This window comes from Roseateles sp. P5_D6 (genome assembly GCF_054049415.1).
In genome coordinates, this window is the sequence record NZ_JBFUMK010000009.1 from 1 (window position 1) to 26274 (window position 26274).

Consider the following 26274-nt stretch of genomic DNA (forward strand, 5'->3'; position numbering starts at 1 on the left):
CTCAATCACCCCCCTTTTAGCGCCGCCGAGGAGCACAGGGCCTTGAGGCCGTGCGCGAAGCGCACTTCGTCAACTGACTCCGTGCGGCTGTCTGACCGGAGCGTAGCGGAGGGAGTTCCGCACGGGGCCTCAAGGTCTGAGCACCGCAGGGAACCCCGCAGCGCAGCGAAGGGGCCGGTTTCGCAGGGGCGACTTTTTGCCTTCTTTTTGGTCGCTCAAAAAGAAGGTCGCCCGCCGGGGCGACGTCCCGGCATGGGCCTAGCCAAGAACACACCGCAGCCGGAGGCCCCGCAATGCCTCTGATCGAACTCAAAGACGTCGCCCGCCACTATCAACTCGGCGAAATCGACGTCCCCGCCCTCGACGGCGTCAGCCTCAACATCGAGGCTGGCGAGTTCGTCGCCATCATGGGCCAGTCGGGCTCGGGCAAGAGCACGCTGATGAATGTGCTGGGCTGCCTGGACAACCCCACCAGCGGCAGCTTCGTCATCGACGGCAAGGACGCCAGCACCCTCGGCCCCGACGAACTCGCCGCGCTGCGCCGCGAGCGCTTCGGCTTCATCTTCCAGCGCTACCACCTGCTGCCCCACCTGGACGCGCGTGCCAACGCCGCCCTGCCCGCCGTCTATGCCGGCGTCGGCACCGGTGCGCGCGGCGGGCGGGCGCGGGCGCTGCTGGAGCGGCTGGGCCTGGGCGACCGCCTGCACCACCGGCCCAATGAACTCTCGGGCGGCCAGCAGCAGCGCGTGTCCATCGCCCGGGCGCTGATGAACGGTGGCCAGATCATCCTGGCCGACGAACCCACCGGCGCGCTGGACTCGGCCTCCGGCGCCGAGATGCTGCGCCTGCTCGAAGAGCTGAACCAGCGCGGCCACACCATCATCCTCGTCACCCACGACGCCGCCGTGGCGGCTCATGCGCGGCGCGTCATCGAGCTGAAGGACGGCAAGGTCGTCGCCGACAACGGCACGCCGGCCGGCCACATCGCACCCACCGAACTGCCCAGCGATGCGCCGCCCGTGAAGGAAGGCGGCCGCCTGCGCCGCCTGCAGGTGCAATGGCGCGAGGCCGTCGCGACGGCCCTGCTGGCGCTCAAGGGCAACCGGCTGCGCACGGCCCTGTCCATGCTGGGCATCAGCATCGGCATCGCCTCCGTCGTCAGCATCGTCGCGCTGACCACCGCCGCCCGTGACTCCATCGAGACGGACCTCAGCAGCCTGATCTCAGGACGCATCCCCGTCTGGCGCGGCAACCCCGCCCTGCCGCCGGGCGCCGTGCCCCAACCCTTCCGGCCGCACGAGATCGACTCGCTGCGCGCGCTCAATGGCGTCAAGAGCATCACACTGAACCGCCAGATGCAGCTGACCGCCCGCCACCAGTCGCGCGACGCGATGCTGGAGGCCATCGGTGGCGACACGGCCACGCTGAAGGCGCGCAAGCTCAAGCTCGTGCAGGGCCGCTATCTCAGCGCGATGGATTACGAGACCCGCAGCCAGGTCATCGTGCTCGACGAAAAATCGCGCGACGCGCTGTTCAAGAAAGGCGAGTCACCACTGGGCCAGCTCGTCTTCGTCAACCCCGGCATGGCGCCTGACGCCCAGGCCGCCCAGCAGCCAGGCGCGCCGCCACCGCCCACCGCCGCCCTGCCCTTCACGGTCGTCGGCGTCGTCGCACCCGAGGGCGGCGCCTTCAGCTTTGGCAGCTGGCTGGGCCAGCTCTACATCCCGCACACCACCTTCTCGCGCAAGCTGGACGCGCGCGCCGACGTCGACAACTTCGACGTGCTGCTGGACCTGACCGTGCCGCCCCAGCAGGTGCGCGAGCAGATCATCCACCGCCTCAAGGCCCTGCACGGCCGCGAGGACTTCGGCACCTGGAACGGCGAAGAGGAGTTCCGCAAGTTCCAGAGCGTGACCAGCGCGATGGCGGCGCTGTTCGCTGGCGTCGCGGCCATCTCGCTGCTGGTGGGCGGCGTGGGCGTCATGAACATCATGCTGGTGTCAGTGTCCGAGCGCACCCGCGAGATCGGCATCCGCATGGCCGTTGGCGCGCGCCAGGGCGATGTGCGGCTGCAGTTCCTCATCGAGGCCGTCGTGCTGTGCATCCTGGGCGGCCTTGTGGGTGTCTGCCTGAGCTGGCTGGCGGCCCAGGCCGTCAACGCGGCCCAGCAGCATCTGCATGTGGTCATCAGCTGGGCGGCACTCGGCGTGGCCTTTGCGGTGTCCAGCGGCGTAGGCCTGGTGTTTGGCACGCTGCCCGCGCGCCGTGCGGCGGCTCTCAGCCCGGTCGACGCGCTGGCACGGGAGTAGAAATGGAGCCCCTCGTCCAAGGAGAACCTTGGCCGGTCCCCCGAGGGGACGGCGATGCTTGCGGCATCAAGCCGCAAGCACATCGCCAGAGCGGGCCGGCTAGGGAGCGGCCCGTCGCTCGTCCCGCCAGATTCACGAGGTATGCGACGCGAGGCGAATGGACAACTGATATGAAAACGAGACAGACCCTGATCGTCCTGGCCGCCGCCCTGCTGCTGGCCGGCTGCGCCGTCGTCCCCGCGGCCAAGGCACCTGACGTACTGGTGCCCACCGCCTGGAGCCTGGGCAGCGGCGACGTGGCGCCTGACTGGGCCGGCCTGCTGGACCCTCAGCTCGCCGCCCTGCAGGCCCGGGCGCTGGAGGCCAACCGCGACATCGCCCGCGCCGCGCTGAGCTGGAAGCAAGCGCAACTGCTGGCCGAGCAGAGCGCGCTGCGCTGGTCTCCGAGCGCCAGCCTGTCGGCCAATGCCAGCCGCCCGATCGAGACGCAGAGCAGCACGCGCAACGTCGAGGTCGGCGGCGTGACGATTCCCGTAACGACCTCGACCGGCTGGAGCCGCAGCTATGGCGCCTCCGTCGGCGTCGGCTACGAACTCGACCTGTGGGACCGCCTGGCCCAGAGCACGGCCGCCCAGCGCGCCAATGCCGAAGCCACGCGCACCGACATCGAGGCCGCCCGCCTGTCCATCCGCAGCCAGGTGGCCGAGGCCTACTGGACGCTGGCCGCCATCCGCGCGCAAAAGCCGCTGGCCGAGACCCAGCTCGCGCTGACCCGCGAGACGCTGGAGCTGACGCGGCAGCGCGTGCGTGAAGGCAAGCTGCTGCCCATCGAGCTCGACAAGATCGCGGTCAATGTGCAGGCCGCCGAGTCGCGACTGGCGGACCTTGCCGCCGACGCGCAGCTGCAGCGCCAGATCCTGGCCCTGCTGCTCGACGAGCCCCTGCCCGGCCCCTCGCCCGAGGCTGCGCTGCCGGCGGGTGAGCCACCACGCTGGCGCCTGGCCGAGCCCGCCGAGGTGCTCGCGCGCCGCCCGGATGTGCAGAAGGCCCGCTTCGGTGTGGATGCGTCCCTGGCCCGGCTGCGCGTCAGCGAGGCCGACCGCTACCCGCGCCTGTCCTTCTCCGCGGGCCTGAGCACTGGCGGCAGCCATGCACGAGACTGGTTGTCGCAGCCGCTGGCGTCTCTCGGCACCAACCTCATCGTGCCGATGATCGACTGGCAGCGCCTGTCCCTGCAGCGCGACGGCGCCCGCACCGAACTCGACGCGGCCGCACTGACCCTGCGCGACACGCTGCAACGCGCGCTGGCCGACATCGAGACCCAGCGCATCGAGGCCGAGCGCGTGGCCCAGCAGCTTGCCGCCAACGAAGGCCGGCTGCGCGAGGCGACCGAGAACGAGCGCCTGGCCGCGCTGCGCTACGAGGTGGGCGCCGTGGCCCGCGCCGACTGGCTGCAGACGCGCAGCGCCGTGCTCGACGCCGAGCAGGGACGCATCCGGCTGCGGCTGCAGCAATGGGTCAGGCAGGCGGCCCTGTTCAAGTCCCTTGGCGGCGCATGAGCCCAGACAGGCTCAAGGTCCTCTTCATCTGCAGCCGCAACCAGTGGCGCAGCCCGACGGCCGAGCAGGTCTTCCGCCGCCACCCGGCCCTGCACGTGCGCTCGGCCGGCACCAGCGCCAGCGCGCGCAAGCAGGTCAGCGCTGCCGACCTCGAGTGGGCCGACGTCATCCTCGTCATGGAAAGCAAGCACCGGTCGCGCCTCATGCAGGACCACGCCGCATCGCTGGCGGGCAAGGAACTGCATGTGCTGGACATCCCGGACGACTACCGCTTCATGGACCCCGAACTGGTCGAACTGTTGCAGACAGCTGTGCCCCCGCTGCTTCGGCTAGGCTGACGGCATGCGTTCTACCTCCTCCTCTTTTCTGCAGCGGCGCGCTGCCCTCGCGCTGATCGCCGCGGCATTGACGGCGCCAGTCATCGCCGCCACGCCGGTTCAGGGCTTCAAGGTCGTCAAGAGCTACCCGCACGACGGCCAGGCCTTCACCCAGGGCTTGTTCTTCCACGACGGCTTCCTGTTCGAAGGCACCGGCCTGCGTGGGCGCTCCAGCATCCGCAAGGTCGAGATCGAGACCGGCAAGGTGGTGCAGCAGGTGGACCTGCCGGCCGAAGTCTTCGGCGAAGGCATCTCGCAATGGGGTGACCGCCTCATCGGCATCACGTGGACGGAGCAGACCGCCTATGTGCTCGACCTCAAGACCTTCAAGCTCTGGCGCAAGTTCTCCTACCCCGGCGAGGGCTGGGGCCTGACGCACAACGACCGCGAGCTGGTCATGAGCGACGGCAGCCCCGATCTGCGCTTCCTCGACCCGCTGACCTTCAAGGAACTGCGCCGCGTGCGCGTGACGGCCGACGGCAAGCCCGTCGACCAGCTCAACGAGCTCGAGTGGGTGGACGGCGAGGTGTTGGCCAACATCTGGCAAACCGACCGCATCGCCCGCATCGACCCGAAGACTGGCCGCGTGACCGGCTGGATCGACCTGAGCGGCCTGCTGCCTGACAACCTGCGCAGCAGCCCGGATGCGGTGCTCAACGGCATTGCCTATGACGCCAAGACCAAGCGGCTGTTCGTGACCGGCAAGCTGTGGCCGAAGCTGTTCGAGATCCAGCTGACCAGGAAATAGTTCAACGGCAGACTTCGGTCCCGAAGTCAAAGACGATCTCCCAGCCGCCAGCCGGCTTGCGCCGCCACACCGACTGGAAGCGCGCCGTCACCTTGCCATCGGGGTCCAGCACCGGGCCCGTCGTGCGGGCTAGGTCGCCGCTCGGCAGCACCAGCACCAGGTCGGGTGACCAGCTGAAGGGCGGCTTGGGCGAAGTCAGCAGGCCGTTCCAGGCCGCCATGACGGCGTCGGGACCGTGCAGCGGCGCCTTGCCCATCCAGATGGTGTCGGGCGCCAGCATGCGCCGAAACCCCGCCACGTCACGTGCTGCGAAGGCCGCGGCAAAGGCGGTCTCGGCGGCGCGAGCCTCTTCGACCCGCCTGGCGATTTCGTCGGCTGACGGCCAGCCTGGTTCCGACGCGGCCGAAGCAGCGGCAGGCAGCGTGGCGGCGGCAAGCAGGGCATGGCGGCGGGTGGTCATCGGCTTCTCCGTTTTCTGGAAGCCGCGAGCATGCCTCGCGGGCCACGCCCTGCCTCAAGTCACCCAGCGCGTTTGCGGTCTTGCTCGTGTTGCTCGGCACCCGGGATCGGCAGCAACCACGGCTCGCCCCTCTTCGTCACCCGCTCCCCGGTAGACGCGGGCCGGATCCAGAAGTACTGGCCGGTCCGCCGAGCGTGAGCTGCCGCTCACGCCGCCTGGCGCTTGCACGTAAAAAAACCGTTCAGCGTGAGGCGGCCTTGAAGCGCGTCGGAGCTCAGCAGCGTGGGCTGATCCACGTCAGGCGAATGAAAAAGGGAGCCGTCGTAGAAGATGGCGCGGTTCCAGACTGCGAGGACTTTGGCCACACGCGCGAAATGCGCGTTGTCGCCTTTCATGTAGCCCGGCTCTAACCCGTAGCGCGCACTGAAAGTCGGGCCGTCCAGCTTGAAACTGTCCTCCAGCACGCGGTCGATCTCTTGCGGGTCCCGCAGTGGGCGATAGAAGCTGGTCCCCCCCAGCGCGGGGTCATGAAACAAATACAGCACACTGGCTGCGCACAACAAACTTCGGTCGACGAGCACAACGTCGCGGTGGCATAGCCAAAGCCGGTGATCAAGCGCCTCGGGAGGCGTGTTCAGCAATGACAGCCGCGCCTCCTGATGCAGCGTGCGACGACCACCGAGCGGCGCGCGCGCATGCTCCGCGAAGAAATCGGCCATCCGCTCGCCCAGCACCTTTGGCGCGTCGAGCACCAAGCCCGGATAAGGAAAGTGCGTCGGCGGCCGGAAAGCTTGCGAGGCCGCCCATTGGCGCACGCCCTCCGGATTGGCCAGGACGTTGTCCACCACCACGCAGTGGCTGCCATGCGGCAGAGGCACGACCCGCACTTGCGGCTCGGGATGAAAAAAACGACCCTCGGCGTCCAGCCACTCTGTCAACACGGCGGTCCTCCCCAACCTGTCTTGTGTTCGTTCATCCTGGAAACCGCGGCGGGCTCGTCCGAAGGGCTGCGATGGCGAGGTGCGCAGTTCTGCCCGAAAGGAAGGAGCTACGCGGCCAGCGTACTGGCAGCGTTGTCTTTCGACGGGTGAACATGGCGGTGAGCCAACACGGCTGACGGCCCGTCAACTGCGGTGTCCAGAATGATAGGTGAGGCCAGCGCTGGCGCCGGTCGTCCAGCCTGCAGGGGACGCCCCAGCCTTCCAATTCTCAGAACGCCGCAATCCCCGTCTGCGCCCGCCCCAGGATCAACGCATGGATGTCATGCGTGCCCTCATAGGTGTTCACGACCTCCAGGTTGACGAGGTGGCGGGCGATGCCGAACTCGTCGGAGATGCCGTTGCCACCGAGCATGTCGCGCGCCATGCGGGCGATGTCCAGGCTCTTGCCGCAGCTGTTGCGCTTCATGATGGAGGTGATCTCCACGGCGGCCGTGCCCTCGTCCTTCATGCGGCCCAGGCGCAAGCAGCCTTGCAGGCCCAGCGTGATCTCGGTCTGCATGTCGGCCAGCTTCTTCTGCACCAGTTGGTTGGCGGCCAGCGGCTTGCCGAACTGCTTGCGGTCCATCGTGTACTGGCGGGCGGTGTGCCAGCAGTCCTCGGCGGCGCCGAGCGCACCCCAGGCGATGCCGTAGCGCGCGCTGTTCAGGCAGGTGAACGGGCCCTTGAGGCCGCGCACCTCGGGGAAGGCGTTCTCTTCGGGGCAGAACACCTTGTCCATGACGATCTCGCCGGTGATGGAGGCGCGCAGGCCCACCTTGCCGTGGATGGCCGGTGCGCTCAAGCCCTTGGCGCCCTTCTCCAGCACGAAGCCACGGATCTGGCCGCCGTCGTCCTTGGCCCAGACGACGAACACATCGGCGATGGGGCTGTTGGTGATCCACATCTTGCTGCCGGTCAGCTCATAGCCGCCGTCGACCTTGCGGGCGCGCGTGATCATGGAGCCGGGGTCGGAGCCGTGGTTGGGCTCGGTCAGGCCGAAGCAGCCGATCCACTCGCCGCTGGCCAGCTTGGGCAGGTACTTCTGCTTGGTGGCCTCGTTGCCGAACTCGTTGATGGGCACCATCACGAGCGACGACTGCACGCTCATCATCGAGCGGTAGCCCGAGTCGACACGCTCCACCTCGCGGGCGATGAGGCCGTAGCTGACGTAATTCAGGCCGGCACCGCCGTATTCGGCGGGGATGGTCGGGCCCAGCAGGCCCAGTTCGCCCATCTCGCGAAAGATGCTGGCGTCGGTCCTCTCGTTGCGGAAGGCCTCCAGCACTCGCGGCTTCAGGCGGTCGGTGCAGTAGGCCGCGGCGGCGTCGCGCACCATGCGTTCATCGTCGGTGAGCTGCTCGTTCAGCAGCAGCGGGTCGTCCCAGTGAAAGCTTGCCTTGGTGGCCATGGTGCGCGTCCTAATGAGCAACGCCCGGCAAAAGCGCCGGGCGCGAATGGCAGAAGTATTGCGCCGCGGCCCGATTCGTGTCCAATTCAAGAAACGACTTCGACGATTCGCAATGCCTATCGACACCGTTACCCGCTCCTTGGAGTTCCGCCACCTGCGCTACTTCATCGCCCTGGCCGAGGAGCTGCACTACGGCCGCGCCGCCCAGCGCCTGGCCATCTCGCAGCCGCCGCTGTCGGTCGCCATCCAGCAGCTGGAGGCCAGCGTCGGCGCCCGCCTGTTCGACCGCGACAGCAAGGGCGTGCGCCTCACGCCCGCGGGCGACGCCTTCCGCACCAGCGCGCAAGCCCTGCTGGACCGCGCCGAAGACGCCTGCGCCCTCGCCCGTGAGGTGCAGGCCGGCGAGGTGGGGCGGTTGCGCCTAGGCTTTGTCGGCTCCACGCTGTTCAACGGCCTGTCCGCCTGGTTGCAGGCCTTCCAGGCCAGCCATCCCAAGGTCGAGGTGATCGTCATCGAGTTGAACTCGCAGGACCAGATCGAGGCCTTGCTCCGCGAGGAGCTTGACCTCGGCCTCGTCCACACCGACCGCCTGCCGCCCGCCCTCACCTCGCAGCCGCTCTATAGCGAACCCTTCCTCGCCTGCCTGCCCGCCAACCACCCGAGCGCCAAGCTGAAGAAGATTCCCTTGGCGACGCTGAGCGACCAGCCCTTCATCCTCTTCTCCCGCAAGGGCTCGCCCGACTACCACGCCCGCATCGTCGAGATCTGCCGCCAGCACGGCTTCTACCCGCGGCTGCAGCACGAAGGGCGGCACTGGCTGTCGGTCGTGTCGCTGGTGGCGCAGGGCATGGGCATCAGCATCGTGCCGGCCGCCTTCCAGCGCGCGGGCGTGCAGGGCGCGGTGTTCCGGCCGTTGGCCGAAGCCATCGAGGCGTCTGCGGTGTTTGCGGCGTGGCGCAAGGATGCCGAGGCGGTGCTGCGGGAAAGCTTCCTGGCCGCACGGCCAGCGAGCTGACCGGCCCCGGTGCAACTTTTCATCGCCGCCATCCCGCAATCTGTCGCACCGCAGCAGCGCCGCCGGCCCCGGCTGAGCAAGATGCAGGCTTCGTTCGACTGATCCGACAACTTTTTTCATGACCCGCTCCCGCTTTTGCGCCCGATTCGGCGCCGCCTTGCTCTCCCTCCTGCTCGCCCCGCTGGCCGGCGCGCATGCTGAACCCACCGGCGGCGAATGGGCCGGCCTGATCGAGGTGGCCGGCCGCCCCTCCTTCTGGCGCCTGCGCACCGAACTCGTCGACAACCAGCCGCGCCTGGCCTATGCCATGCCCGGCGGCGGCGTGAACGCCGGTGGCGATTGGCAGCCGCTGCCCGGCGCAACGATGGGCGATGGCCGCATCGGCTTCACGTTGCCGGCTGCGATGGGCGGTGGCTCCTGCACGGCCCGGCGCGAGGGCAAGGCACTGCTCTCCGCGGCGACCGACAGCTGCCGCCTGTCGATGGTGCAGGTCGCGACGCCGCCGCAGCCCGCCATCACACCCGGCCTGTATCGGCTGCGTGATGGCCGGCTCGTGTCGATCGGGTCCTTCACCGACTTCCCGCAGCCGACCGTCATCGAGTTCGGCACCGGCCGCTGGGCCTTCCTGTTCGAGCGCGGCGCGGGCGAGGCCACCGCGGGGCCGTCGCTTCAATCGCCGTGGCCGGTGCGCCTGACGCTGAAGCGCCTGCCCGCGCAAGGCCAGGCCGACCGGCTGCTGTGGAGCGAGAACGGCGCCGCGCCGCAGATTGGCGAGCGGGTGGACATCGTCGAGCGCCCGATGCGCTGGACCAACGGGGCGCTGAGCCTGGGTGGCACCTTGATGCTGCCGCCCACACCCGGCCCGCATGCCGCCGTCGTGCTGTCGCCGATGTCCACCGACGCACCGCGCGAGGCCTACCGCCAGCAGGCCGAGTTCTTCGTCAGCCAGGGCCTGGCCGCCCTCATCTACGACAAGCGCGGCGTCGGCGAGTCCAAGGGCGACGTGCGCGAAACCGGCCTCACCGACCTGGCCGACGACGCAGTCGCGGCCGTCCGGCTGCTCAAGCAGACGCCGGGCGTCGACCCGCAGCGCATCGGCGTCTGGGGCCATTCCCAGGGCGGCTGGGTCGCCCCGATCGCGGCAGCGCGCAGCAGCGACGTCGCCTTCGTCATCGCCCAGTCCGGGCCGTCGGTCACCGCTGCCGAACAGGAGATCTATCGCGTCGAAACCAGCGCCCGCAACGAAGGCCTGAGCGCCGCGGACGTGGCCGAAGCGGCCGACTACGAGCGCCGCCTGATGCACTGGGTGAAGACCGGCGAAGGCCGCGAGTGGCTGCAGGACGCGGCGCGCACCAAGCTCGACGCGCGCTGGGCCCACCTCGTGGAGTTCCACGAGAAGCTGCCCGACGTGCCGAGCCGGCGCGCTCAGACCTTCTGGTACTTCGACCCCATGCCGTCCTACGCCCAGGTCAAGGTGCCCATGCTCGCCGTCTTCGGCGACCGCGACGCCTTCGTGCCGGTCGAGCGCAGCGTGGCGCTGCTGCGCCAGGCCCTCGCGCAAGCCGGCAACCGCGACCACCAGATCACTCTCCTCGACCACGCCGCCCACGGCCTGTGGGCGACCGACCTCGACAGCGGCCACAAGGCGGCCACGACGACGGGCTTTCACGCCGACTACTTTCCCACGCTGGTGCGCTGGCTGAAGGCGCACGGGCTGACCGGGCAAGGTACCGACAAGCGCTGACCGCCTGATCGCTCCAAGCGCACGCTCGCATACGACGGCGAAGCGGAGCCGGCCCGACGACTTGTTTCACATCAGCGGGTAAGCCCGATGGTCGAACTAATTGTTCGCGGCTCGAATTTATTTGCCCATGACAACGCTGCCATTCACAAGGTAGCGGTCATGGGCGATGACCCTTTCAACCATAACGGAGACATATGAAATCAATCCACCGCGCGTTGGGCGCTGCCGCCTTTGTCGTCATGTCCCTCGCCTCCCCGGGCGCGCAGGCCGCCACCTGGGGGGCCTCCTCGCCCGCCACGTCATCCTGCTCGGCCCCCAACCTGTTCGCCAGCTGGAACTACGGCAGCTACAACTTCAACAACGACGTCTGGGGCCCGTGCGGCGGTGCCGCCGTCGGCCCGCAGACCATTTGGGTCAACTCGAATGCCGACTGGGGTGTCTGGTCCGACCAGCCCAACACTGGCGGGATCAAGTCGTACCCGCACATCGGCTACGCGGTCAACCGCACCATCAGCTCGCTGTCGCAGCTGTCGTCCACCATCGCCGCCACCACGCCGGCCGGCGGCGCCTGGTCGTCGACCTTCGACGTCTGGGTGGGCAACAACGCCCACGAGATCATGCTGTGGCTGAACTACACCGGCACCGCGGCCGGCTGCGGCAACGTCAAACCCATCTCCTACAACTGGAACGCGCAAGGCTGCGCCATCCCCGTCTACACCAACGTGAACGTGGGCGGCTCGACCTGGAACGTCTACCGCGGCAACAACGGCGCCAACATGGTCTATTCCTTCCTGCGCACCTCGAAGACGAACAACACGACCATCGACGTGCTGGGCATCCTCAACTACCTGAGGAACCTCGGCTGGATGGCCGACCTGGTCGTGGGTGATGTGCAGTACGGCTTCGAGATCACGTCGTCGTCGGGCGGCATGAACTTCGGGTCGAGGAACTTCTCCGTCACCGTGAGGTAGCCGAGGCAAAGCGCGGCCAACACGGCCGCGCTTACATCCCCGTACACCTGGGCGTGCTCGCTGCGACGCACTTGTTTCAACATGGCCGCCGGCACTTCGGCCGGCGCCCTGTTGAAGAAGAACAAATGCAAAGCGACCCGATCAAAAAGAGCATCGGCGGGCTCGTCCTGCTGGCCACGGCCGCCGGCCTGACGGCCTGTGGCGGCGGTGGCGGCAGCCCCCTGCCGCCGCCAGCCCCATCGCCCGCTCCCACGCCCTCTCCTGCGCCGCCGCCACCTCCGCCGGCCCCTGCCCCGGCTCCCACGCCTGCCCCCGCGCCCGGCGCCGCGCCGCAGATCGGCGGCTGCGACGTCTTCCCCGCCACGGCGGTGTTCAACACGCGCATCGACGACGCGCAACGCTTCCCCGCGCACGCCAGCAGCGCGGCGTGGATCACCAGCATCGGCGCGACGAGGTCATTTCATCCCGACTGGGGCACCAGCGAAAACCAGCAGCAGCCGGCCGACTACTACGGCATCCCGTACAACGTGGTGGACGGCAGCACTGCCGCCACGGCCACCACCAGCTGGCCGACGGTGGCCTTCAATCCCACCGACCCGCGCGCGGGCAGTGGCGACGGCGCGCCCGACGAGAGCGACTGCGCCGCGCCCGTGGGCGGCGGCTACAGCCTCGTCCGCGACTGCACGACGTTGACCGCGCCCAACCGCCGCTTCCCCTTCCCGCGCGACGACCTGCTCAAGGCCGAGGGCGGCGCCTGCAATGACGCCCAGCAATGCGGCGACCGCCATGTGTTGGTGGTCGAGCAAGGCAGCTGCCGGCTGTGGGAGAGCTACGCCAGCTTCAAGCTCAACGCGCAGTGGTACAGCTACTCGACAGCCGCGTGGGACCTGAAGAGCAACGCGATGCGCCCCGACACCTGGACCTCGGGCGACGCCGCCGGCCTGCCCATGCTGCCGCTGCTGGCGCGGGCAAACGAAGCCAGCGCCGGTGAGATCCGCCATGCCTTGCGCGTCACGCTGCGCGACAGCGTACTGGCCCGCAGCCACGTCTGGCCGGCGCGCCATCACGCCGGCGGCGAGACGGCCGGCGGCGTGCCCTTTGGCGCCGTGCTGCGCCTGAAGGCCAGCTTCGTACCGCCGGCCTCCTGGAGCGCCCAGGCCAAGGCTGTTGCGGTGGCGATGCAGCGCTATGGCCTGTACGTCGCCGACATCGGCTCCGACCTGTACGTGCAGGGCGAGCCCAGTGCGCAGTGGCAGGACGCGACGATTTCGAACTTGAAGTCGCTGCGGGCGTCGGACTTTGAGTTCGTGGACATGGGCGTGGTCACGGGTGATAGCCGGTTCAGCGGGGATTCATTCCAGGCGAGTTGGTAGTCATCCCCCTCGGTCTGCAGTGGCCGACCGGCGCCTGACGCACCACACGGCCGCTAACGCCGCCAGCACAAGGGCCGCGCTTGCGGGTTCAGGGTTGGTGCGGTGCTCGGGCGACTCCGCGATGGCGGCAAAGATCGTGCCGCTGCGCACATTGCCCGTGACCGGGCTGAGGTACTGAACGGTCAGGGCGCCCGCCAACTCGCCGAGGCGTGCGCTGGTGGACTTGCCATCCTCCGGATCGATATAGCCAATGTTCGCGGCCTCACCGGCGTCGATGCTTCCGTCGCCGTCGTCGTCGCTCCAGAACAAAGAGGTCAGCGTGACGTAGTGGCCACCGTCGGTGCCGAAGTCGAGCAGCAGCTCGATATCCTGGTGGTGGCTCAACTCGTTCAGCAGGAATTGCGGCGTCGGGTTGGTTTCGTCGATGTTGTCGGGCTTGGCACCGCCCTCAACCGGATCCCAGTCCTTCACTTGCCCGTGGATGACAGTGGTGTTGGGCGCCACCGTGTCGAAGTACTTCTGCTTGCCGTTGATGAAGTTCGTGATGTGAGTGCCCTTCTCACAGCAGGTGTCCATGTAGTTCTTCGCCAGGTCGGCGGCAACCGCAATAAGTTCGGCTTGAGTGGGCTTGGTGCCATCGACTGCCGGGATCAGCTTGGAGCCGTAGATCAGGGAGTACTCGCGCTGCAGGAAGACAAAGGAGTTGACGGCTGCCACCGGCCCGCAGGCCATGTTGGGACAGGGAGCCACATTCTTCTGAGACAGATCACCGAACTTGTCGACGTCCTCATGCTCAAAATGCACCACCGGCACGGGGTCGGCCAGCGCTGGCGTACAGAGCAGGAGGCCTACAAGTGCGGCAAGAAGCCAAGAGCTGCGAACCGCTCGCGAAACGTCGATGTTCATGCTGCGCTCCCCGCGTGCCGAATCCGGCAACGTCCCGTTTTGCGCCTGCATCGCTGGCCTGTCAACGGCAACAGGCGGTGGTCGCGCCCGGCACATCCTCTACCTGCACGATGAATTGCTCGCGGGCAAACGGGCGCGCACGATGCCCGGCAAGACTTAAAACTTTAAACCTGACCCCGATCCTCGCTTTCAGCTTCTCCGACGGCGAGGGCCGTTGCATGTCGGCAGGCGCATGCAAATCGCATTCCGTTCGCCACGAACGTACATTTTTGCAGCTGATCAGGCGGGGTGCTGAGGCTTTTGCGTTAGACGAAGCCAGGCCTCAACTGGAGCGATCCAAGCCATCGATGGCAGGCGTGGCGAATGTCGGCTGCCACTTCGGTTGCCGCTTCGCCGAGTCGGCCCTCGCGCAGCTGCATCGTGAACTCCGCACGGGGCAGGTCGGGAAGGATGTCCCCCGTCGGAACAGCGCGCAAACCCGTTGCCATGAGGGACGGCGTGAGAGGCGTTACCGCAAAGCCCGATGCCACCGCAGCCAGCAAGGCGCCGGAACTCTGGGCCGTCAGTGCGATATGCCAGCGTCGCCGATGCCCTGCCAGGGCGACAAGCGCCGCATCACGGTAGGGACAAGGCTCGGAGAGAAAGGCCATCGGCACAGGCCGTGCAGGGTTCAGGAAGGAGCGCTCCGAGAAGGCCCAAACCAGCGGTTCGCTCCAGAGGAGTTCGCCCACACCGGAGCCGCCGCACCGCCCGCCAATCGAGATGTCCAATGCGCGCCGCCGCGTGAGCTCGGACAACGCAATGCTGATTCCTCCGGTGACTTCCAGTTCGACCTCGGGGTACTTCTCGCGAAACCTAGTCAGCGCAGCGAACAGCCAATCGGCCGGAAGGCCTTCCGAGCAGCCGATGCGCACCGTATCGCGGATGCGCCGCGCAGCGCCCAGATGAAGGACGGCGTGATCGTTCAACGTGAGGATGCCCCTTGCGTAACCCAGCAGGACCTCTCCCTGTGCTGTCAGCCGAAGCGAACGGGTGGTGCGCGCGAAGACGCGGCATCCCAGCTGAGCCTCCAGTCGCTTGATCTGGGCGCTGACCGCCGACTGCGTCAGACGCACTCGCTCCGCGGCACGCGAGACGCTCCCCAGATCGGCAACAGAGACAAAGCTCCTGAGGAGCTGCGGATCAATGAGCATGATTCAGTGAGATTACTTCTGAAAAGTCTCATATTAAGTTGATTGAGGTCTGAGGAGGTTATGCCTACTCTCCGTTCCGTCTCGGACCTCCAGCCCACACTCCATGAAACACCTCCTGTACATCGAGGCCTCCCCTCGCAAGACCCAATCGGCCAGCATCGACGTGGCGAAAGCGTTCATTCAGCGTTGCGAGCAGCGGCACCCGAAAAGCGTAGTCGTTACGCTCGACCTCTGGTCGCTAGACCTTCCTGAAGTCTCTGCCGAGTTGCTGGAAGCCAAGTACGCCGGCATCAACGGCACGCCTCTGACACCGGTGCAGCAGCATGCGTGGGAGCGCGTGAAGTTACTTGGCCAAGCGTTTCACGCGGCCGATCACATCTTGCTGTCGGTGCCACTGTGGAACTTCGGCATCCCCTACAAGCTGAAGCACTTGATCGATGCGGTGTCCCACAAGGACATCCTGTTCAGCTTTTCCCCGGAGGAAGGAGCGAGAGGCTTGCTCGGCGGCAAGGCCGCCACGCTGGTTCTGGCTCGAGGACTGGACTATGCCGCGGACGGCGTGGGCAGCTTCCACTCGCTCGACTTTCAGAAGCCCTATCTCGAAGCCTGGCTGAAGTTCGTCGGCATAGAGCGCATCAACACCATCACGGTGGACAAGACGCTTTACGGACCGGAGGTAAACGCATCCGTTCGGGAGTCGGCCCGGCGCGAAGCGATCGCCGTAGTGGACGGCCTCGATTGAAGGGGGAGGTCGAGTCGCGCGAGCCGGGTTGCTACACACCTTCGTCGCACGCGGGGCGCCGATGGCGACGATCAGTCGCCCTTGCTGCGCGACCAGATCGGATCGGGGTCGATCAGATCGCGGATCGCACGGATCGGGGTCAGTCCCTTAATCTAAAGGCCCACGAAGGAGCCGCAGAGCATCGCAGGGCGCCGAGGCACGTGCGCAGCACGCTTCGTGAACTGACTCCGCGCAACTGTTTGACCAGAGCGTAGCGGCGGGAGTTTTGCCCAGGTCTCGGCGACCGAGACTGAGGAGGGACCGAGCGCAGCACCTGCGTGCTGCGCGACGCCTGTCGAAGGACATGCCGCCTGCAAGCGGCACGGCGCACAGGGAACCCCTCGCAACGCGAGGGGCGGCGGAACCGGGGCAGCTTCTTTGCTTACTTTGACTTCGCCGAACCTTCGGTTCCTTGGGCGCCCAAGAAAGCGAGTCGCCCGCGGGGGCGAACTCCCCGCTGGACCTCACGCGTTAAGCCAAAGTCGCGACATACGCACTATCCACATCGCGGCAACGCCCTAGTGACACACGCCGCATGCTTGAATTGCTATCCCGCGCGCAGGCCGTCCAGAGCATCCAAGAGCCCGCCGCAACCAGGGGCAGCTTGGAGACAAACCCATGACGACGTCACTTCGGCAGTTGGCCCACCGCCTCCTGCTCGCCGCCACGACCGCAGCGCTGGCCACCACCGCCCACGCCCAGATCACCATCGGCCAGACCGCCGGCCACACCGGCCAGGTGGCGGCCAGCGTCGGTGAGGCGACGAAGGGCGCCAAGCTCTACTTCGACATCGTCAACGCCGGCGGCGGCGTCAATGGCCAGAAGATCAACCTGGTGTCGCTTGACGACAAGTTCGACCCCAAGATCGCCGTCACCAATGCCAAGCAGCTGATCGACCAGGGCGTCATCTCGCTGTTCCTGAACCGCGGCACGCCCCATACGCAGGCCATCATGCCGCTGCTGACCGAGCACAAGGTACCGCTGGTGGGGCCGTCCACAGGCGCCATGGTGCTGCACAAGCCGGTGCACCCCTGGCTGTTCAATGTGCGCGCCACGTACCAGCGCGAGGCCGAGCGGGCCATCGAGCACCTGAGCCTGATCGGCATGGAGCGCATCGCCATCGTGCAGGTGGACGACTCATTTGGCGACGACGCCGTGCAGGGCGCCATGGCCGGGCTGACCAAGACGAACAAGAAGCCGGTGGCCCACGAGAAGTACGACCGCGCCAAGCCCGACTTCGGCCCCATCGTGCCCAAGCTGTTGGAGAAGCAGCCCCAGGCGGTGATGTTCATCGGCTCGGGCACGGCCGTCGTGCAGGGTATGAAGGCGGTGCGCGCCGCGGGCTCGAATGCGCAGCTGGTGACCCTGTCCAACAACGCCTCGATGGGCTTCATCAAGGACCTGGGCGACATCGGCTATGGCGTCATCGTCAGCCAGGTGTTCCCGTATGAACGATCCATCGCCAAGCCCATCATCAAGGAGATCTCCGAGGCAGCCCAGAAGGCCGGCGTGGACGTGACGCCCACCGTCGTCGAGGGCTATGTGTCGGCCAAGGTGCTGGTGGAAGGCCTGAAGCGCGCCGGCAAGCAGCCCACGCGCGACGGCCTGCGCAAGGCGCTGGAGGGCATGAGCCGCTATGACCTGGGCGGCATCGAGCTGGGCTACAGYCCGACCGACCACAGCGGCCTGGACTATGTGGACCTGGCCATCATTGACCAGAGCGGCAAGTTCCGCCGCTGAGGGGCTGACCCGGCGCTCGCCCGCCCTCGCCTTCTTCTTCGCCTTCTTCCTCTTCTGCTAACGGCGCGGCTTCGCGCACACCCCAGCACGCCCCTCTTCCTCCCGATTGATGAAGGCGCCGGAGTGCACCGGCGCGCGCGGCCATGGAGGGCCGCCCAGCAGCCCGCTCCCGCCCTGTGTTCTGCGGGATGGCGCCTGCTCGCCCCACGTCCAACAGTCCGCCGCCTAGGCCGGCGCATGCATGGGCCGCAGCAAGGCGAGGCAGGGACGTATGAAGAGCACCAGACAACATCTGTCCGACGAAAAGCTGCTGGCCGAGCTCATCACCAGCGTGCCGGTGGACGCGCTGCTATCCACGCTGCAGATCGTCTCCACCACGGTGCTGTCCGATCAGACCGAAAAAGGCAGGATGTTGCTGGCCGCGGACGAGCAGGCGCTGGGTGTGTTCAACCTGCACCTGGTGCCACCGCCTGAAGCGGTTCCCGAACGCGACTATTTCCTGTCCTTCGACGGCGCGCCTGGCGCGCGTACGGGCTTCCGGCTGGCGGTGTCGCTGGAGGAAGGCGCGCAGCGGCCGCTATTCAACCTGGCACGCTCGGTGGCATCGCACGGCCTGGTGGCCGCCACGCTGGCGGCAGACGGCCAGTCGCTGACGGCCGCCCCGGGCAACCCGCCGGTGCAGCTCGTCGGCCAGGGCCTGTTCCTGGTGATGCAGGGGCAGGCGCGTGGCAGCGTCAAGCTGAGTTTGTCGCCCAACCGCGAGGCGCCGGATGACGTCGTCGTGCTGCAGGTGCAGCCGCCCACGGTGCTGCTTGGTGGCACTGGCTTCGGGTTCGAGTTCACGCACGGCATCGTGCTGGACTTTTCCAGCGAGGCCGGGCCGGCGGACGGCGTGGTGGTCGACGGCGTCGCGCTCGCCACACCTGCGGACGCGCCCGCCTGGCAGGGCATTGCCGTCAACCGCGCGCGCTTCTTCCTGCCCCAGGGCGTGCCCTTCCTCGGCGGCCATGCGGTGGACGCCTGGCTGCAGCTCGGCCTGCCGCCCACGCCGGGCATCGACCTCATCGTGCAGGCCCAGGTGCCGGCCGACGGTGACCGGCCGGCCATTGCCGTGCGCATCGAATGCCGCGACCCCACGGCGACGGGGCTGGACGGCTTCGTGCCCACGTTGGTCGAGGCGGTGATGGAGCTGCCCCTGAACGGCCGCACCGAGAACTTCGGCCAGGCGCTGACGTTTGCGGCCGGCACGCCGGTGCTGGCGCGGCTGCGCTATGCGCGCAAGCCGGGATCGGCCGGCGCGGCGCCCGCGTCTGAAATGAGCCTGGCGCTGGAAAGCCAGGGGCCGGACGGGCTGCTGAAGATCGACAGCACGCCCGGCGGCCTGGGCGCCAAGATCGCCGTCACCGCGGCCACGCTGGCCACCGCGCTGATTGCCCAGCAGCCACCGCCGCCCGGCGGCGACGACAGCGGCGTGGTGCTGCAGACGCTGCTTGTGGCGGCCACGGGGCTGTCGAGCTTCCTGGAGCACGGCGAGCTGGTGCTGCACGGCGCGGAGTTGATCAGCAGCGGCGGCATGCTGCCGGCCGGCAAGGCGGCGCGGCTGAAACTCGACTACTCGGTGGCGGCCACTGTCACGGGCATCGATGTGGGCGTGCTGTCGGTGCAGATGCAGCCCAACCAGCCGCTGCGCGTGCGGGTGCGCGAGGTGGTGCTGAGCATCTTCCCCGACAAGCCCGGGCTGGAGAAATTCCACCTCGACTACGCCCGCAGCTCGATGGAGGTGGAGGACCCGGGCGGCTGGCTGGTGCAGGGGCCAGGCTCGCTGTTCGACGTGCTGGGCACGCGCTCGGGCCGCGGCTCGATGTGGATCGAGGTGGACCTGCGCTTCAAGCTCGACCTGGGGCCGGTGAAGGTCAGCGGCTGCACCATCCGCGGCACGCTCGACGAGAACGGCAAGCTCAGCGGCGAGCTGCGCGGGCTGGAAGCGTCCATCGCGCTGCAGCCCATGATCACCGGCAGCGGCGCGGTGATGCTGACGCCCAATGGCTTCCGCGCCGCGATGGATGCCAGCATCATGCCTCTGGGCAAGCTGGGCGCGAGCGCCGAGATCGAAACCGAAGGCGAGATGCTCAAGCTGGCGCTGGGCGTGGACCTGCCTGGCCCGCTGCCATTGGCCAACTCGGGCCTGGCGATCTACGGCGTGGGCGGCATGTTCGCGATCAACGCCAAGCCCAAGCCGGTGCCGCCGGGCGATGACCCGGTGCAGGCGGCGCTGGACTGGGACTACCGCGAAGCGGGCATGTTCGTGGAGGAAACGGGCGCCTTCAGCTTCGGCCTGGAGGCCGTGATCGGCACGGCGCCGGACATGGGCTTTACCTTCAGCGCCCGTGCCGGCCTGTTCGTGACCACACCGGACATCATCGTGCGCGGCTCGGTCGAAGGCCGCTATATGGGCCCGCGCATGAAGATCGCACGCGGCGGCAACGACCTGTCGCTGCTGCAGGCCAAGGGCGTCATCCTGGTGGACCCGGCCGACGGCGTCACCATTGCCGTCGAGGGCGAGTACAAGATCCCGCACATCGTCACCACCACGGTGCCCGTGGGCGCGCATTTCCCGACGGAATCAGCGGACTGGTTCATCCATCTGGGCGCCGACGGTTACCCCGCCGAAAGCCGTGAGCGCGGCCCGGTGCGCTCCATCTTCCTGCCCGACATCGTGGGCCAGAGCTCCGACGCCTATTTGATGATCCGCGGCAACGGCATCAACAACTGGCCGCGCGGCGGCACCTTTCGCGCCGCCCCGGGCAGCTTCGTCATCGCCTTCGGCGTCGGCTTCGACATCGTCTATGGCTTCAAGCCCGTGGTCTGGGCGGACGTGTTCGCGCGGGCCGACATCCTGGTGGCGACGCACCCGATGAGCTTCGTCGGCGCGGGCACCATCGGCGGCGGGCTGCACATCGGCATCTTCTCGGTGGGCATCGACGCGACCATCAACGTCGTGCTGGTGGACGGTTCCGACCCACACGTGAAGGCCGAGCTGTGCGGCAGCATCGACCTGTTCTTCGACGAGATCCGCAAGTGCGTGACGCTGGAGTACGGCAGCCCGTCGCCCAAGGACAAGGTGCCCGAGCCCGAGCACCCGCTGGATGGCCACGGGCATTCGCTGGTGGACGACCAATACCACCGCCTGGCGCCGCTGGCCACCAGGCCCGAGGATGCGACGCCCGAGAGTGCGGTGTGGCCCGACAGCATCCCGCTGCTGGCCTTCAGCACCGCGCCCAAGCTGTCGTTCGCCTCGGCGCAATTCCCCGATGCCGGCGGCTACCCCGAGGGCTTGCGTGCCAAGCCCCTCGGCAGCGATCTGCTCAGCTACGACTGGGAGCTGCTGGACGTGGCGCTGATCGACGCCACCGAGGCCGACGTGGTGGTCGCCGGGCCTTTCAGCAGTGCCTGGCACGGAGGCAAGCATGGCGATGCCGGCGGCCAGCCGCAGCCGGCCGAGCTGCTATTGCTGACGCCCTTTCGCGACCCGTGGATGCATGCGGTGGGCGACGCGGGCGCAGGCGTGGCGGAAAAGCCGCTGCAGGAGCTCGCCGACGTCTGTCATCTGCGGGCGGATGCACATTTCGGCTGGGCGCTGGGCGGCTCGGCCGCGCGCGAAGGCAGTGGTTTCCGGTTGCCGCCCGACCCGCACAGCGCCGACCCGCTGCAAAGCCAGGTGCGGGCGCGCGTGGAGCTTTTGCTGACGCAGCCCGCGCTAGCCCCCGTCGTGCTCGACAAGACCGCGGCGAACCTGCTGCCCCTGCACATGGGCTACACCGGCCCGCGCGTGTGGCCGTTCGCGCCGCAGTCGCTGGACGGGCGGCAGTTCAACGCCTGGCTCGACCCCGGCGCCGTGCAGTTCACGCCGCGCATCGACTTCGCCTTCCAGCGCGTGCAGCCGCGGCACGACCTGCGCATCGTGCCCGACGAGGCGCTGACGCAGCCGCGCCTGTGGCTGGTGGTGCGCGCCACCGACTGGCAGGCCAATGCCGCCGGGGCGCGGCCCTTCGTCGTCGTCGACGACCTGGCGCGCCGCTGGGCACCCGATCTGCAAGCGGATCTGGGCGACGGCTGGCTGGCCGTGCGCTGGCTGCCGCCCGCCGACGGCGCCGTCAAGCTCATCGAGGCGAGCTGCGTCGCAGGGACGCGGCTGGGCTTGCTGGCGCTGGGCGGCATCACGCTGTCGGCGGCCGCTGCCGCTGCGGCGCGCAATGCCGCCACGGCTGCCGAAGCGGCCAAGCAGAAGAAGGCTGCCGACGACGGGCCGCCCAAGGCCGACGCAAAGCCATCGAAAACGCGCCGCGCCGTGCTCGACCCTGGGCGGCTGTACCGTATCGATGTGCGCATGCGCTGGTCCGGCACGCTGTACGAGGTGGATGACAAGGGCCAAAAGCAGGTGCTGGTGCCACAAGCCGCCGATGGCACGACCGACAGCGTGCGCAGCTACTGGTTTCGCACCGCGCCGCTGCTCGGGGCGGGCGGCAAGCCGGCGCCCAGCACGCATGCCTATCTCGACCTGATTCACCGCAAGCGCGATTTCTTTGACCCGGCCATGCTCCAGCGCTACCTGCTGGGCTATGAGCCCGCGCAGAGCGAACTGCACCGGTTTGCCCACGACCCCGTGCGCATGCGCTTCGCACCGGGCCACGTGGCGCTGCTGGCCGCCGCCTACAAGTACGAGCTGCTGTGCGGCCTGCGCCGGCTCGACCAGCCCGAGGAGGTGGAGCCCGACCAGTTGCTCGTGCCCAAGCTCGCCTGGGTCACCAGCACCACACAGCTGGCCGGCAGCGCCGCCCTCATCGCCAATGCCTATCTCGCCTCGACCTGCGGACTGGCGCCCAACGTGGCCGAGCTGCGCGTGGACGTGACGCTCACGCGCGACACCTGGTACGAGGTGTTCGCGCTGGCCAAGTCAAAGCGGGAAGGCGTGGCGGATGGGCGGCTGCCCGGCGTGAGCTTTCGCACCTCGCGCTGGGCCACCGGCACCGAGATGCTGGCGGGCCTGCACTTCCCGATCAGCGGTCTGGCGGGTCACCCGCAGGGCGACGTGGCGCTGCAGCCCGGCACGGTGTTGGCCGCGCAGGTCAGCAAGGGGGATGACGCCGCCTTCGATGCCTTCCTCGACAGCCTCGGGATGGACGGCTGGCCCACCGCCGCCGAGCCGCGCGTCAGCCTGCTGTGGCTGCCGCCGGTGGCCGCGGGAACACCTTGGCTGTGCGCCGGCGCGCTGATCGAATCGCCCGAGCCGGTGCACCGTGATGGCCGTTTCGATGTGACCGACCTGCAGCTCGTGAGCGGCGCCAACAGCGCCAACTTCAACGTGCGGCTGCGCGACCGCAGCGGCTCGCGGCTGCTGTTCGCCGCGTCCGTGCCCTTCGTGCCGCGGCGCACGCGGCGCGGCATTGGCTTCGCGTGGGTCATGCCCAGGCTGCGCCTGCATTGCACCGACCAGCCCATCGGCCTGCCACCCAAGCCGTTGCAGGGGCTGCTTGAAGTTCCGCTGCAGCCCAGTTTTGCCCAGGAGGCCGCATGAACAGCTGGCTCGTTGACCCTCGCTATTTCTCGGCCCACGCGGCGGCGGCCGGCATCGTCGCCCCCGACCCCGACCTGCCAAAGGGCACGCATCTGCGCCTGTTCCCGTCGGCGGCGCTCGGCTTTCCACTGGCGCCCTTTCTGGTGTGGCCGGTCGAGGCGTCCGCGACCGATGCGCCGGCCATGGACTGGTTCGCCCGCGACGGCCGGCTGCTGCCCGCGCTGAACCTCGACGCCGGGGGCGGCCAGCTCATCGGCCGCCGCCAGCTCGAGGCGCCCAGCGACGCCCGCGTGGCCGGCATCGAGGCGCGCTTCCAGGGCAGCGGCGAGCTGGCCCTGCTGGGCCGCAGCAGCGACCGTGTCGTGGCGGCTCGGTCTTCGCCGCGCTGGCTGGTGGCCGCGCCGCAGATCACCGGCCTGCGCCTGCGCGGCCGCGGTCGGGTCACGCTGCAAGGCTGGGGGATCTCKGCCGGGCGGGCGATCGAGGCGCTGCTCGGCCAGCAGCCCTTCGCCAGCCTGTCGCTGCCGATCGAGGGCGACCAGCCCTGGTATGCCGGCGGCGAAGGCGCCGTGGTTGCGCTGCAGCGCGCCGAGCGTGCGGCACCTGAGCGCTGGACCCGCCCCGACCGCCCCGACGGCCCCTTCGATGCGCTGCCGCCTTCTGCCGAACGCGCGCGCGTGGCCGCCTTGCAGGCCGACCTGGACGACGACACCCAACGCCTGGTGGGCGACGCGGAGAAGCCGCCGTCGCTGGTGCAGCGCACCCATCTCTGGGAGGCTGCGGTGGCCCTCAACGGCAAGCGCCGGCCGTGGCAACGCGCCACCGAATGGGTGCAGGGCAGCCTGCTGATGAAGGCGCTGGACCCTGGCGCAGGGCGGTACCTGGGCACCGCCACGCTGCTGGACAACCTGCTCGTGCCTGACAACCCATTCCAACCGCCTGGCGCACGCGGCTGGCTGGCGGCGGGCTTGTTTGCCGTCGGCCCGGCCATGCGCTTCGAGCTGCCTGACGCCGACGCGACGGAACTGGGCCTGATCGAGCGGCTGATGCAACTGCAACCTGGGCTGCGCGGCCCGGCCGAACTGGCCGTGCAGCGCCATGGGCTGACGCTGCGTGCCTTCGTGGCCACCGCCTTGGCCGCACCGCCGCCCGACCTGCCAGCCGCACCCGAGGTGCTGCTGGGCGATGCCGGCTGGCAACGCGAGGACGAGGGGCCGAGCATTCGGTTCCGCCAGCAGCTGCGCATCGCTACGCCGGCGCTGGCCACGCTGGTGGCGCTGGGCCGGCTGGAGGCCGACGGCTGGCGCACGCGCCATGACATGGTGGACCTGACCCCCGCCACGCCCGATGCCGACCCCGCCGAGCGCGCCGCCCCGCGCATGCTGGGCAATGCCGACAAGCTGCACGACGGCGTCTTCGGCATCGTGTCGGATGCCAACATCGACGCCGGCAACGCGCCCTGGAGCTACCGCGTGGCCCTGGCCGACGTGTTCGGCCGCTTCGGCGCGGCGACCGAGGTCGTCGTGCCGACGCCGCCGCGGCCGCCCATGCCGCAGCCGGTGCTGCGCTCACACCTGCAACTGGTCGGGCGGGCGGCTGGCGACGCGGCGGCCGTGGCCGGCAGCGTGCGCTGGTCGGTGGTGGTGCCCGCGCTGCACGAGATGACGGCCGGCTCGCGGCCCTTGTCGCGCGTCGTGATCGACCTTGATGGCGCGCTGCAGGCCGCCGCGGCGCCGCAGGACGGCGGCGTGCTGCACTTCGATTTCGAGCTGCCGGCGCTGCTGCCGATGGAGAGCCGCGCCGTCACCGCGACGGCGCATTTCGAGGACGACGAGGGCACGCCCGGCCCCACCGTGGCAGCGACCATCGCCCTCCACGACCCGCGCACGCCGCCGGTGCCGCAGACGGGCATCGCCATCGTCTGGAGCAGCCGGCCGGCGCCGGCGACCGATGTCGAGTTCCGGCTGCGCTTCACCGGCGTGGCCGGCGCCCGCTACCGCGCCTACCTGGCGGATGCGCGCGGCCTGGAGATCGCGCTGATGGACGGCGAGCGGCCCCGTACCCGCGCCGAGGTGGCCGTCGATGGCGCGCAGCGGGGCCTGGCAGGCCTGGGGCTGCGCGACCGTTTCCGCCTGCTCACCGACACGCCGCTGACGCCCGGCGGCGACGGCAGCGTGCTGTTCGACACGCGCCTGCCGCGGGCGCTGGAGACCGTGCAGTTCCTGCGCTTCGTGCCACTCAGCAGCCAGGGCAACGAGGCCGCATTCGAGAGCTGTCCGCTGCTGCCGGTGGCCGTGCCCAGCGACCGGCGCCCGCCCGCACCGCGGGTGGAGACCCGCGTCGACCCGGTCAGCGGCGTGGCCACCGTCACCGTGCGCGCGCCTGGCCTGGACCTGGTGGCGCTGCGCGCCGCCGAGCCGGGCCTGTTCGACGAACCACCGGCCGCGGACGCGCGGCCGCCCGAGTACCGGCTGCGGCGCGCCAGCGGCGGCGTGCCCGAGGCGCTCTACGCCCGCGAGATCGGCCGCGGCGTGCTGCGGCGCGACGGCGGGGAGTTCGTCGCCGAGGTGGACGACTCGCCAACGCCCGAGGGCTTGAGCGCCTACGTGCGCTACCACTACTGGGCCGAGCTGCGCATGCCGCCCGAGCGCCGCCTGCCGCCCGGCGTGGCCGAGATCCCGCTACCCGCCGGCGCCGTCGAGCCGCTGCAGCCGGCGCAGCGCCTGGACGCGCCAGGCGCGTTCAGCAGCGCGTCCGCGCCCGCGATGGCCATGTTCGTGCCGGCGGATATCCCGGCGTTGCCGGACGGCAGCGTGACGGCGACGGTCGGCGCCGGGGCCGCAGCCGGCACGTGGCGGCTGACGCTGGCGATCCGCGGCGGCCCGGTGGCCCACCCACGCGCGGTGGGCGGCTTCAGGGTGCAGGTGCATCTGAAGCTGGATGACGGCGACTGGGCGCCCGAGGCTGCCGCGGTGCCGCTGGACAGCGGCGCGCTGGACCTCGTCATCGAGCGTGCCGTGCCTGCCGTGCCGCCGGTGCCGGCCTTGCAGCTGGCGCTGGTGCTGGTCGACCCGGTCGGCCGCGAGGCGCCGCTGCTGCGGGTCGCCGCCACGCCGGTGTGACGCCGGCGGCGGT

General features: G+C 69.1%; 18 protein-coding genes. 13 read left to right on the plus strand and 5 right to left on the minus strand.

The window, feature by feature from the left end; translation table 11 throughout:
- The first annotated feature begins 293 nt into the window (after positions 1-293).
- The 4 genes from ACXJKM_RS13690 (at position 294) to ACXJKM_RS13705 (ending at position 4993) form a co-directional block, all read left to right on the plus strand.
- Positions 294-2309, plus strand: a complete 2016-nt coding sequence (locus ACXJKM_RS13690; protein WP_056201775.1) for an ATP-binding cassette domain-containing protein — start codon at positions 294-296, stop codon at positions 2307-2309.
- 170 nt (positions 2310-2479) lie between these two features.
- Entirely contained in the window at positions 2480-3868 is a 1389-nt protein-coding gene (locus ACXJKM_RS13695) for a TolC family protein (RefSeq protein ID WP_457352968.1), read from the plus strand.
- The gene (locus tag ACXJKM_RS13700) at positions 3865-4206 is read left to right on the plus strand and encodes a low molecular weight protein tyrosine phosphatase family protein (RefSeq protein WP_457352970.1); all 342 of its coding nucleotides are present in this window, start codon (positions 3865-3867) and stop codon (positions 4204-4206) included. Before ACXJKM_RS13695 ends, ACXJKM_RS13700 begins: the two co-directional genes overlap by 4 nt.
- Positions 4207-4210: 4 nt before the next feature.
- A complete protein-coding gene (locus ACXJKM_RS13705) occupies positions 4211-4993 on the plus strand; it encodes a glutaminyl-peptide cyclotransferase (RefSeq protein ID WP_457352971.1) in 783 nt (260 codons plus the stop codon).
- A gap of 1 nt (position 4994) precedes the next feature.
- On the opposite strand, the gene ACXJKM_RS13710 is transcribed toward ACXJKM_RS13705, so the two are convergent.
- The 3 genes from ACXJKM_RS13710 to ACXJKM_RS13720 all read right to left on the minus strand — a co-directional run bounded on the left by ACXJKM_RS13710 (position 4995) and on the right by ACXJKM_RS13720 (position 7841).
- Positions 4995-5453 carry a YybH family protein gene (locus tag ACXJKM_RS13710; protein ID WP_457352973.1) on the minus strand — a complete coding sequence of 153 codons (459 nt, stop codon included), beginning with the start codon at positions 5451-5453 and terminating at the stop codon, positions 4995-4997.
- A 206-nt stretch (positions 5454-5659) separates the two neighbouring features.
- A complete protein-coding gene (locus ACXJKM_RS13715; RefSeq protein ID WP_457352975.1) occupies positions 5660-6391 on the minus strand; it encodes a DUF6445 family protein in 732 nt (243 codons plus the stop codon).
- 271 nt (positions 6392-6662) lie between these two features.
- A complete protein-coding gene (locus tag ACXJKM_RS13720; protein ID WP_457352977.1) occupies positions 6663-7841 on the minus strand; it encodes an acyl-CoA dehydrogenase in 1179 nt (392 codons plus the stop codon).
- A gap of 139 nt (positions 7842-7980) precedes the next feature.
- On the opposite strand from ACXJKM_RS13720, the gene ACXJKM_RS13725 reads away from it, so the two are divergent.
- The 4 genes from ACXJKM_RS13725 to ACXJKM_RS13740 all read left to right on the plus strand — a co-directional run bounded on the left by ACXJKM_RS13725 (position 7981) and on the right by ACXJKM_RS13740 (position 12944).
- Complete coding sequence (locus ACXJKM_RS13725; protein WP_457353260.1) at positions 7981-8856, plus strand: LysR family transcriptional regulator; 876 nt, start codon at positions 7981-7983, stop codon at positions 8854-8856.
- Between the two features lie 118 nt (positions 8857-8974).
- Positions 8975-10600 carry an alpha/beta hydrolase family protein gene (locus ACXJKM_RS13730; RefSeq protein ID WP_457352979.1) on the plus strand — a complete coding sequence of 542 codons (1626 nt, stop codon included), beginning with the start codon at positions 8975-8977 and terminating at the stop codon, positions 10598-10600.
- A gap of 194 nt (positions 10601-10794) precedes the next feature.
- Positions 10795-11571 (plus strand): GH12 family glycosyl hydrolase domain-containing protein, encoded by a 777-nt coding sequence (locus ACXJKM_RS13735; protein WP_457352981.1) that lies wholly within the window; start codon positions 10795-10797, stop codon positions 11569-11571.
- Positions 11572-11696: 125 nt separating this feature from the next.
- Positions 11697-12944 (plus strand): hypothetical protein, encoded by a 1248-nt coding sequence (locus ACXJKM_RS13740; protein ID WP_457352983.1) that lies wholly within the window; start codon positions 11697-11699, stop codon positions 12942-12944.
- On the opposite strand, the gene ACXJKM_RS13745 is transcribed toward ACXJKM_RS13740, so the two are convergent.
- On the minus strand, positions 12945-13850 hold the full coding sequence (locus ACXJKM_RS13745; RefSeq protein WP_457352985.1) for a hypothetical protein: 906 nt from the start codon (positions 13848-13850) through the stop codon (positions 12945-12947). It lies immediately after the preceding gene.
- Here ACXJKM_RS13745 and ACXJKM_RS13750 point away from each other — a divergent pair.
- On the plus strand, positions 13843-14010 hold the full coding sequence (locus ACXJKM_RS13750) for a hypothetical protein (RefSeq protein WP_457352987.1): 168 nt from the start codon (positions 13843-13845) through the stop codon (positions 14008-14010). The two genes, ACXJKM_RS13745 and ACXJKM_RS13750, sit on opposite strands and share 8 nt — an antisense overlap.
- 145 nt (positions 14011-14155) lie before the next feature.
- Here ACXJKM_RS13750 and ACXJKM_RS13755 read toward each other — a convergent pair whose 3' ends face one another.
- Entirely contained in the window at positions 14156-15043 is an 888-nt protein-coding gene (locus tag ACXJKM_RS13755; protein ID WP_056201739.1) for a LysR substrate-binding domain-containing protein, read from the minus strand.
- Positions 15044-15146: 103 nt separating this feature from the next.
- Between ACXJKM_RS13755 and ACXJKM_RS13760 the strand changes: the two genes are divergently transcribed.
- The 4 genes from ACXJKM_RS13760 to ACXJKM_RS13775 all read left to right on the plus strand — a co-directional run bounded on the left by ACXJKM_RS13760 (position 15147) and on the right by ACXJKM_RS13775 (position 26261).
- A complete protein-coding gene (locus tag ACXJKM_RS13760; protein ID WP_457352989.1) occupies positions 15147-15785 on the plus strand; it encodes an FMN-dependent NADH-azoreductase in 639 nt (212 codons plus the stop codon).
- Between the two features lie 657 nt (positions 15786-16442).
- Positions 16443-17564, plus strand: coding sequence for an ABC transporter substrate-binding protein (locus tag ACXJKM_RS13765; RefSeq protein ID WP_457352990.1), 1122 nt, complete (start codon positions 16443-16445; stop codon positions 17562-17564).
- Positions 17565-17835: 271 nt separating this feature from the next.
- Positions 17836-23139 carry a hypothetical protein gene (locus ACXJKM_RS13770; RefSeq protein ID WP_457352992.1) on the plus strand — a complete coding sequence of 1768 codons (5304 nt, stop codon included), beginning with the start codon at positions 17836-17838 and terminating at the stop codon, positions 23137-23139.
- Entirely contained in the window at positions 23136-26261 is a 3126-nt protein-coding gene (locus tag ACXJKM_RS13775; protein ID WP_457352994.1) for a hypothetical protein, read from the plus strand. Before ACXJKM_RS13770 ends, ACXJKM_RS13775 begins: the two co-directional genes overlap by 4 nt.
- The last annotated feature ends 13 nt before the right edge of the window (positions 26262-26274 follow it).